This window comes from Pseudomonas sp. CK-NBRI-02, assembly GCF_008124495.1.
In the GTDB taxonomy this organism is placed as follows: Bacteria; Pseudomonadota; Gammaproteobacteria; order Pseudomonadales; family Pseudomonadaceae; genus Aquipseudomonas; species Aquipseudomonas guariconensis.
Map to the genome: position 1 here is coordinate 321,467 of NZ_VSJH01000001.1, position 10,074 is coordinate 331,540.

Here is a 10,074-nt window from a genome sequence, read left to right on the forward strand (position 1 = left end):
AGTCCCTTCAGATTTGGCGCAACGATAGCACAAGGCCTGCCGCTCAGAAATGTGCGCTACGTCACACTTGCTCGAGCATCAAACCGGAGATCCGTCGCACCCTGCGCGCCACCGCCTCTTCGAAAACGCCGGTGCGCGGCTCGATCAGGCTGAAACAGTGCTTGGCGCGGGTGATACCGGTATAGACCAACTCCTTGGTGAGCACCGGGTTCAATGCATCCGGCAACACCAAGGCCGTATGGCTGAACTCCGAGCCCTGGGACTTGTGCACGGTCATGGCAAACACCGTTTCCACCTCGTTGAGCCGGCTCGGCAACACAAAACGCACCCCGCCTTTGCCATCGTTGCGCGCAAAGGCCACGCGCAGTACCGGCTCGCCCAGATCATCCGGCAGACGCAAGGCAATGCCGATGTCGCCGTTCATCAGGCCCAAGCCATAATCGTTGCGCGTGACCAGCACTGGCCGGCCTTCATACCAGGGTTGCTGGTTGTCGATCAGCCCGGCGTTGCCAAGCACACGCGCCACACGTTCATTCAGACCCGCAACCCCCCAAGGGCCCTTGCGCACTGCGCAGAGCAACTGGAAGTGCTCGAAACTCTGCAGCACCTTGCTGGCCCACTGCTCCCAGCGCGGGTCATCGACGGGTGTGCCAGGGGGCGGACGATGACGACCAATGGCACGCAGATAGCTGCGGTAACCCTGGGGCCCATCGTCGCCACGGCCCAGGCCGTCCAATAGCAAGCGATCAAAAGCCCGGTCCTGTTCACCGCGCAGGGTCAGACCGAACACATCGCTCGGCGGCAGGGTCAGCAAATCACGTGCCTGCTGTGCCTGCTGGCGGTTGACCAGGCGGGCCAGCTGGCCGATGCCGCTGCCTTCGCCGAAACGGCGCGAGTAACGCAACATCACCACCTGCTGGGCCAGCGGATTGCGCTGCGCATCCCCGGGCGTGAGACCACAGCCCTCCAGCGATTGGCCGCCGACTTGCTCCAGCCAGGCCCGGGTAGCCGGGGAATAACAGCCCTCCTCGGCATCGCGACACAAATCACCCAACACCGCGCCGGCCTCGACCGAGGCCAACTGGTCCTTGTCGCCCAACAGCACCAGACGTGCCTTGGGCGGCAAGGCGTCGAGCAGGTTGGCCATCATCTCCAGGTCGATCATCGAGGCTTCGTCGACCACCAACACGTCCAGCGGTAACGGGTTGCCCGTATGGTGGCGGAAGTGCCGGGACCCCGGTCGGCTGCCCAGCAGACGGTGAACGGTGCTGACCTCGGTCGGGATCTGTGCGCGCACCTCACCGCTGACCTTCAGCCGCTCGACCTGCTGGCCGATCGACTCGGTCAAGCGGGCGGCGGCCTTGCCGGTGGGCGCCGCGAGGCGAATGCGCAAAGGGCGCCCCCTCTCCACGGCAGGCGCCTGCAACAACGCCAGCAAACGCACCACGGTGGTGGTCTTGCCGGTGCCAGGGCCGCCGGTGATGATGCTGAACGCCGCCCGCGTGGCCAGCGCACACGCAAGTTTCTGCCAGTCCACCTGCCCTGCCGGGGCGCCGCCTTCGAACAAGTGATCAAGCCGTGCGGGCAGATCCGCCGGCATGGCTTCGCTCTGGGTCAGGCGCTGGCGCAAGGCGTCGTCGATGCGCCGCTCATAGCTCCAGTAGCGGCGCAGATAGAGACGCTGGCCGCTGAGCACCAGCGGCCGGGCACGTTGCCCCGGGCTATTGCCCGCGGCCACCAGAGGGCTGGCGGCAATGCGCTGCAGCCAGGTGTCCAGGGTCAGGCTGGCGAGCAGTTGCGAGGGCAGCAGCAAAGGCCCGGCCAGTGCGTCGCCCTCCGGCGGCAGCGACAAGGCGAAATCAGGCTCGGCGAGGGTCTGCTCCAGATCGAGGCAGACATGACCATGGCCCAACTGATGACTGGCCAGGGCCGCTGCCAGCAACAACAAGGTGTCGCTGCCAGGGGCGCGCTCTTCGAGAAAATTCACGAAGGCACGGTCCAGTGCCCGCAGCCAGCCTCGCTCGACCCAGCGATCGAGCAGCACCAGCAGGTCACGGCTCTCGCGCAGGGGCGCCAGAGCCGTCAGTTGTTCGGCATCTACAGGGGTAGGCAAGAGGTCATCGAGGCATCGGCTCATGGCGCGACTCCGGCAAACAGGTCCTGCTGTTCCGGCTCATGGGCACCGCGGAACAACGCATCGAGCGCTTCGATCAGCGCCCGCGGCGGCTTGGCGAAATACAAGCCATGGCCGGCGCTGTCGGCACCACGCAGGAAGATGAACACAGCACCGCCCACATGACGGTCGTAATCGTAGTCCGGCAACCGAGCCCGCAATTGGCGATGCAGGGCCAGCAGATAGAGCACGTACTGCAGATCGTAGCGATGCTCCAGAATCGCCTGCTCCATGGCCAGGCCGTTGTAGGCCTGGGTGTCCGGACCGAGCCAGTTGGATTTGTAGTCGGCCACGTAGTAACGGCCGTCCAACTCGAATGCCAGGTCGATGAAGCCTTTGAACATGCCGTTGAGCACCGTGGGCAACGCCGCAGGACGCGCCGCTGCGCCATGGGTATGGCGGGCGACCAGATGGTCAAGGCGCACGGCATCCACTTGATGGCTGGCGAACCAGAACTCCATCTCGATCTGATAGTGACGCAGCTCGGCGAGGATCAGGCTCGGGCCGTCGGCGTGCAAGGGAAGCGGCTGGTTCAGCAACTGCCCCAGCCACTGCTCCAAGGCGGGAATCCAGCCGGTCCAGCCCCGGCGGTTACAACGTTCCCCCACGGTGCGCTTGATCAAATCCGGCTTGCCGCTGACCTCGGCGAACCCTTCCCGGCCGGCCCACTCCAGCAGGCCGTGGAGGAAGGTGCCGGGATTCGGCCCGCGAGGGAAGCGGTGAATATCGCCGCCCTCGGCGGGCACCTCACGCAATGCCTGGGTATCGACTATTTCGTCGTCCAGCAATTGCTGGGCTTGGGAACTGTCGGCGCTCAAGGTCTGATCACCGACTCGCAGGGCACTGTAGGAGGCGATCCACCAATGCTCGGCGGCGGCCCGCCGTGGCTTGCGCGCCGGCAACAGCTCGCGCTCGTCACGAGGGGGGTGGTAGCGCTGGGCGTCGGCTTCGGGCAGTACGCTGCATGTGATGTCCGCACTCGAGCCCTGCAACTGCGCAAGCCATTCGCCCAGTTCGCTGGAAGCTGCCAGAGGCAAGCCTGCGCCGAGCAGATAGCCCAGAGCACAGCGGTGCAATTGCGAGGTCTTCTGACTGCCGCGCTTGAGGTCGGCGACACCCAGCCAGCAGGCATACTGTGCACGGGTCAGGGCCACGTAGAGCAGGCGCAGATCTTCGGCCAGGCGTTCATCATCGGCGCGAGCGATCTGTGTTTCGTCGGGTGTCAGGGTGAGGTGGATCCGGCCTTGGCTATCGTGCCAGGTCAGAGGCAGGCGCTGACCATCCACCGGTTTGCTCGTGCAGATGAACGGCAAATAGACCAAGGGGTATTCCAGCCCCTTGGATTTGTGGATGGTCACTACCTTGACCAGTTGCTCGTCGCTTTCAAGGCGCAGGATTTGCTCTTCGCCGGCGTGACCAGCATTGGCCAGGTGTTCGGCCAGGTGGCGGATCAAGGCCTGCTCACCGTCCAACTCACTCGCCGCCTGCTGCAGCAACTCCGCCAGGTGCAGCAAGTTGGTCAGCACCCGCTCGCCGTCGCTGCGGGCCATGAGCATGCGCGGCAGCTGGAAGTCATGCAGCAGGCGGCGCAGCATCGGCAACACGCCCTGACGCTGCCAGGTCTCGCGGTACTGACGAAAACGCATGACCCAACCTTCCCACACGCGCTCGTCCTGGTTCAGGCGGTCCAGGTCGGCGAGTGGCAGGTCGAAGGTCAGGCTGGCCAGGGCGCCCTTGAGCAGACGCTCGGAATCCGGCTCGGCACAGGCCTTGAGCCAGACCAACAAGTCATGGGCTTCTTGGGCGGCGAAGACCGAGTCCTTGTCCGACAGATACACGCTGCGTACATCGCGGGCCGCAAGCTCGGCGCGTATCAACTGGGCCTCTCGGCCATCGCGTACGAGGATGGCGATGTCCGACGGCAAGCAGGGGCGCAGCGTGCCCTGGCTGTCGAGCAGTCCGCTCACGCCTTGCTGGCCGCCATTGAGCAGGCCGACGATATGACTGGCGCAACTGGCCGCCAGTTGCTGGCGGTAGAGCGTGCTGGAGACCGGCTCCTCGCTTTGCAGTTGCCAGCATTGCAACGCCGCAGCGGGCTGGCCGTCGATCATCAATCGCTCATCGCGCCCCTTGGCACGGACCTCGACGAAGGGCAAGGGGTTGTCCTGGCCCTCGCGGAACAGGAAGGCGCCGCGCCCCTGGGGGCGCTCTTCGGCCTGGAGAAACACGCGATTGACCGCCGTTACCATCGCCTGGCTGGAACGGTAGTTGGTATCCAGACTGTGCAAGCGCCCTGCCGTGGCGCGGCGGGCGGCCAGGTAGGTGAAAATGTCGGCCCCACGGAAGGCGTAGATCGCCTGCTTGGGATCGCCGATCATGAACAGACCAGTCTCTCTATGGTTCTCGCTGATCCGGTAGATGCGCTCGAAGATGCCGTATTGCACCGGGTCAGTGTCTTGGAACTCGTCGATCAGCGCTACCGGGAACTGCTCGCGAATCAAACCGGCCAGACGCTCGCCAGACTCGCTGGTCAACGCTTGCTCCAAACGCAAGAGCATGTCGTCAAAACCCATCTCGGCGCGCTTGCGCTTCTCCACCTCGAAACGGGCCGACACCCAGGTCGCGGCGTGCTCCAGCAGCCGCGCATCGGGGCTGGCCAGCCCCTGCAATTGCTCACGCAGGCTCTGCATGGCATGCAGGGCGGGATGATCAGGCGGCTCGCCGGACTTCCAGGCTTCTGCCATGCCTGCAGGCGTCAGTCGGGTGAAACCGGTGCCCAAATCCAGCTCAAGTACTTGATCGTCACCGGCCCAGGCCCGCAGCTTGTCGAACCAAGGCTCGAAGAAGCGTGCCTGCAGCTTGCGGCCGTCCGCCAGTTTTCCGGCCACAGCCGCCTGGCAAATCTGGTGCAGTTCATCGGCCCATCGCCCCCAGGGCGCCTTGAGCTGGCACAGCTGCGCGGCCCGCTCGCGCAAGGCCTGCTCGATCAACGCTTGCGGCTGAGCATCATCCACCTCACCGCGTACCCGCTCAAACAATGGGCGGATACGTGGCAGCAACGCGTCGGGGCTGCCCCACTGGTTGCGTACCCAGGCCAGGGCTTCGCCTTGCATGCTGTAACAGAAACGCCGCCAGTAATCGCGCATGACCTGACCCAGCAACTCGCTGTGATCGGTCTCCAGGCTCTGGGTGAACAAGCTTCCGCTGTCGAAGGCGTGCTCGCGCAACATACGCTGGCACCAACCGTGGATGGTCGATACCGCGGCTTCGTCCATCCACTGGACCGCAACGTCGAGGCGACTGGCGCAACGCGCCCACTGCTCGGCGGGATAATCATCGCGCAACATCTGCAGCAGCGGATCAGCTTCGGCCAGCTCACCGCGGAAGAACCGTGCCGCTTCGGCCAGGCGAGCACGGATCCGCTCACGCAACTCTTTGGTGGCAGCGTCGGTGAAGGTCACCACCAGGATCTGTGGCGGCAGCAGCTCACGGCCAAAGCCCTGCTCGCCGCCATGGCCTAGGATCAGGCGCAGGTACAACGCCGATATGGTGAACGTCTTGCCGGTGCCAGCACTGGCCTCGATCAGTTGGCTGCCGTGCAATGGAAAGCTCAGGGCCAAGGGGCGGGCCTGGGTCATGCGGCATTCTCCGGATTGCCCAGGGTCTGCCAGGGCGCTGCGAACAAGGGGCGGTACAGGGTCTCGCACCAACCTTCGAAGGTTTCATCGGCGCACAGCGCGGCGAAGTCAGGGAACTGACGTGCCAAGGCAAGGCTCTCGCCGCGCTCGCCGGTGGTGTTCTGCCCATCGCCCTCGTAGGCGCGGACTGCTGAGGCCAGGGCTTTGTCCGGATCGCTCTGGGCCAACCAGGCGAACGCGGTCTTGGCGGCCACGGGCAGCGGCGCATTCATGGCCGCCTGGCGAGCCACGATCAGGTCGCCCAAAAGCTCCGCCGCCTGGGGCTGCGGCAGCGGGTCGAGCAATAATGTCAGGTCGCTGGCGACCATGGCGGTATGCAATGGATAGCCTGCGGCACAGGCCGCCAGATGTACGACCCAGGCAGGGATCAGGCGATGCCATTTACGGCTATTGCGTCCGGCACTCAGGGTGTTGGGTACGGTGGTGATGCTCAGAAGGCTCAGGTCCTGGGCTTGGTACACCCTCCCCAACCAGCCTTCCAGACGCTGCGTTGCGTGGTCGAAATGAATCGGCAGCGCCCCATCGACCACGGTTGGCCAACGTTGCAGCAACTGGCGATGACGCTGCAGCAGGTCAGGTAGGGGCTGGATCAGCTCGGCCTGGAGGATTTCGCCGAACCCCGCCAGCGGCAGCAGGCCGCAGGCCTGAAGGCGACGAGCCTGGCTCAGCAGCGCGTGATCGGCGTTGTCGGGATCGGCCAGCGCGGCGCCGAGCAGGCTTTCGCTCAGCCCGTAGCGCTGCAAAGCATCGAGCACGAAGGGTTCTTCATCCGGCGTTGGCGTTTCCAAGGCCTCGAAGAACACTTTCAGACGCTGACTGAAGAAGTGCCGCACAGGGTGACGCAGAAAATCCTGCAACTGGGTGAGGCTCAACGCCTCCTCGGCTACATAGGGCGGCAGCGTGTCACGACAGGCCACAGGATCCGTGTCGAGCTGGTGCAATACCTGCCACTCATGGGCGTAGCTGAACAGCGCGCTGCCTTTCTGGAAATAACGTTGGCTGAAGGGTTGGAGGGGATGCTCCTGGGTCAGGGCATGCAGCAACTGCTCACCAGGATTTTCCCGCAGCCCCTCCTTGGCGCCCGCCAGACGCCAACCTGCGGCGAGGTGGTCGCGCAACTGGCCGATCAACACCGATGCGGGACGCTCGCTGTTGTCACGAATGCTGCGCCCGACCCAACTGATATAGAGCTGGTCACGCGCCGAGAGCAGGGCTTCAAGCAACAGGTAACGGTCATCTTCACGGCGGGAGCGATCACCAGGGCGGTAGTCGCTGGCCATCAGATCGAAGTCCAGCGGCGGCTGGGCACGTGGGTAGTCGCCGTCATTCATGCCCAGCAGGCACACCACCCGGAAGGGGATCGCGCGCATGGGCATGAGCGTGCAGAAGTTCACCGAACCTGCCAGAAAACGTTGGGACAACTTGCCTTGGTCCAGCCCCGACAACCAAGCCTCACGAACCACCGTTAGCGGCAACACGTCTTGCAAGCCAACCGCTTCGCACGTGGCCAACCAGGTGTCGCGCAAATCCTGCAGCTGCATCAACAGGAACTCGTCCTGCTCATCCTCGGCGAGGAAGAACACTTGTAGCAGCGCTTGCAGACGCTCGCCCCATTCGCGCGCCGTAGCCGGCTGCGACAAGGCTTCGCATGCCACATCGAGCGCGTCGAGCAGGGCCACGAGCGGGCCGATCAAGGCAGCATCGAGGCCACCGATTTCATCATAGGGCTCGATCTCGTCGAAGCCCTCCCCGACACCGACGGCATACCCCAGCAACATGCGTCGCAGGCCAAACCGCCAGCTGTTCTGCTCCAGGCCTTCAGGCAGTCCCAGGGTCGCACGTTGTTTGGCGCTCAGTCCCCAGCGGATGCCGGCGCCCTCGATCCAGCGATGCAAGGTCGGCAAATCGCTCTGTGCGATGGCAAAGCGCGCACGAAGCGCAGGGACGTCCAGCAGGTCGAGCACTTCGCTGACGGCAAAGCGACTCTCGGGCAACTTGAGCAGATGCTCCAGAGCGATCAGCAGCGGTTCTCGACCACGCTGGCCTTGGTCGGTGAGAGTGAAAGGAATGTAGCGAGGGTCGTTGCGCTCAAGTTGGCCGAAGACCGCGCGGATATGCGGTGCATAGTCGTCGATGGCCGGCAGCATGACGATGACATCACGCGGGCGCAGCGTGGGATCTGCACTGAAGCGGGCCAGCAACTGGTCATGAAGGATCTCCACTTCTCGCTGCGGACTGTGGGCCACATGGAAGCGCACCGAGCGATCCTTGGCGGGATCGACAGGAGCCCACTGCTCGCGGGTTTCGGCCAGTGGGCGCAACTCGAGAATGTCATCCTGCAACTGGCGAAGCAGGCAGTTTGGCTCAGACTCTTGGAAAAGGTCGATGCGACCCTCGCTGAATACACCGCGGTAGCTGCCGGGGTCATCATAACTGTCGAGAAGGTTGATGTAGTCACGGCCCTGCTTGCCCCAGGCAGCCAGTAATGGATGAGCATGCTGATGTAGGCTTTCGTCATCCAATTGCAAGGGGGTGCCGTGCTTGCGCTGCTGACGCTTGTACTGATGACGTAGCAGGTCCTTGTCTGCAACGATATCTGCCCAATGATGGCGGCATGGGTTATGCACGCACAGCAGCACCTGACTGAAGCGAGCAAGCCCCGCCAGCGCCTCGAGTGCTTGGGCAGGTAAGGACGAAATGCCGAAAACGATCACCCGTTTCGGCAAGCCGGAGGGCGCTTGGTCCAGGCTGTTGATACGTTCGATGAAACGCTGGTGCACCCCGGCGCGACTCTGTGCAATGCCCGCCTCGCCGACATCCTCGAGCAAAGCTCGCCATAGCTGCGCCTGCCAGCGATTACCGGCGGGTAAGGGCTTGCGTTCGCCACGAGCGCTATTGAGTACATGCTCGCCTACTGCCCAATCCTTGAGCCAGTCGGCGCGATAGACTTGGTATTGGTCGAACAGGTCCGCCAAGCGCTCGGCCAATTGGTAACGCTTGCGCAGATCACCATCGTCCGTGAGGAAACGGCGCAGCGGTTCAAAAAGGGGGCGCTCGATCAACTCAGGAAGCAGGCGCATCAAGCGCCAAGTGAGGGGAGCTTTGTCCAGCAACGAAACCTCAGGAATTTCATCGCGCCCCAGAACACGGCGATACAACTGCCACATGAAACTGCCCGGCAACTGGACATCGATAGCAGCCGCAATCCCACATCCGCCTTGATCGCCCTCCTGCGGGTCTTCGGCCAGGGCCAACTTGAGCCATTGGGCGATGCCATTGCTTTGAACCAGCGCGATCTCGTTCTCCAGCGGTGCCAAGGGATAACGACGCATCACACCCACTACCAGATGGCGCAAGTCATCCAGACGGTTGCCTTGAACGATCATGAAACCTGGATGCAGGGAGGATGTGTCGGTCATTGAGCGTCTCAGCCGGGGAGGTTCTGGTAGGGAACCATATCACAGGGGCTGCGCATCGCCCGAGGTGTTGCAGGCCCCATATCGCTGTAGGAAGCGCCTTTCTGGAAAGTACTGATTGGGCTGCCAATATAGGCTGCAGAAAAGACAAAACCCCTACCTGCTCACGCAGATAGGGGTTTTGCGAAATGAATCTTGACGATGACCTACTCTCACATGGGGAAGCCCCACACTACCATCGGCGATGCATCGTTTCACTACTGAGTTCGGGATGGGATCAGGTGGTTCCAATGCTCTATGGTCGTCAAGAAATTCTGTTGCCAGACTGTCTTATGACACTCCAGCCAATTCGGATATGTGATCGTTGTGGTTGCGAACTTTCGGTTCTTTCGTCTTCACCACGGCAATCTGCAGAAGCAAATTGCTTGGGTGTTATATGGTCAAGCCTCACGGGCAATTAGTATCGGTTAGCTCAACGCCTCACAGCGCTTACACACCCGACCTATCAACGTCGTAGTCTTCGACGGCCCTTTAGGGGATTCAAGATCCCAGTGAGATCTCATCTTGAGGCAAGTTTCCCGCTTAGATGCTTTCAGCGGTTATCTCTTCCGAACATAGCTACCCGGCAATGCCACTGGCGTGACAACCGGAACACCAGAGGTTCGTCCACTCCGGTCCTCTCGTACTAGGAGCAGCCCCTCTCAAATCTCAAACGTCCACGGCAGATAGGGACCGAACTGTCTCACGACGTTCTAAACCCAGCTCGCGTACCACTTTAAATGGCGAA

At 62.9% G+C, this 10,074-nt stretch carries 3 protein-coding genes and 2 rRNA genes; all 5 read right to left on the reverse strand.

Annotation, left to right across the window (positions count from 1 at the left end; translation table 11 throughout):
• Positions 1–61: 61 nt before the first annotated feature.
• Positions 62–2,137: an exodeoxyribonuclease V subunit alpha gene (recD, locus tag DQ397_RS01525; protein ID WP_043215247.1), complete on the reverse strand. Its 2,076-nt coding sequence runs from the start codon at positions 2,135–2,137 to the stop codon at positions 62–64.
• Positions 2,134–5,811, reverse strand: coding sequence for an exodeoxyribonuclease V subunit beta (gene recB, locus DQ397_RS01530; RefSeq protein ID WP_043215245.1), 3,678 nt, complete (start codon positions 5,809–5,811; stop codon positions 2,134–2,136). The genes recD and recB overlap by 4 nt, the downstream gene beginning before the upstream one ends.
• Positions 5,808–9,290, reverse strand: coding sequence for an exodeoxyribonuclease V subunit gamma (recC, locus tag DQ397_RS01535; protein WP_043215242.1), 3,483 nt, complete (start codon positions 9,288–9,290; stop codon positions 5,808–5,810). The genes recB and recC overlap by 4 nt, the downstream gene beginning before the upstream one ends.
• 190 nt (positions 9,291–9,480) lie before the next feature.
• A 5S ribosomal RNA gene (gene rrf / locus DQ397_RS01540) occupies positions 9,481–9,596 on the reverse strand.
• Between the two features lie 127 nt (positions 9,597–9,723).
• Positions 9,724–10,074 (reverse strand): 23S ribosomal RNA (locus tag DQ397_RS01545); the annotation flags it as partial.

Coding starts and splice junctions, on each gene's coding strand:
- recD (WP_043215247.1), bottom strand. CDS start 2,137: ATGAGCCGATGCCTCGATGACCTCTTGCCTACCCCTGTAGATGCCGAA.
- recB (WP_043215245.1), bottom strand. CDS start 5,811: ATGACCCAGGCCCGCCCCTTGGCCCTGAGCTTTCCATTGCACGGCAGC.
- recC (WP_043215242.1), bottom strand. CDS start 9,290: ATGACCGACACATCCTCCCTGCATCCAGGTTTCATGATCGTTCAAGGC.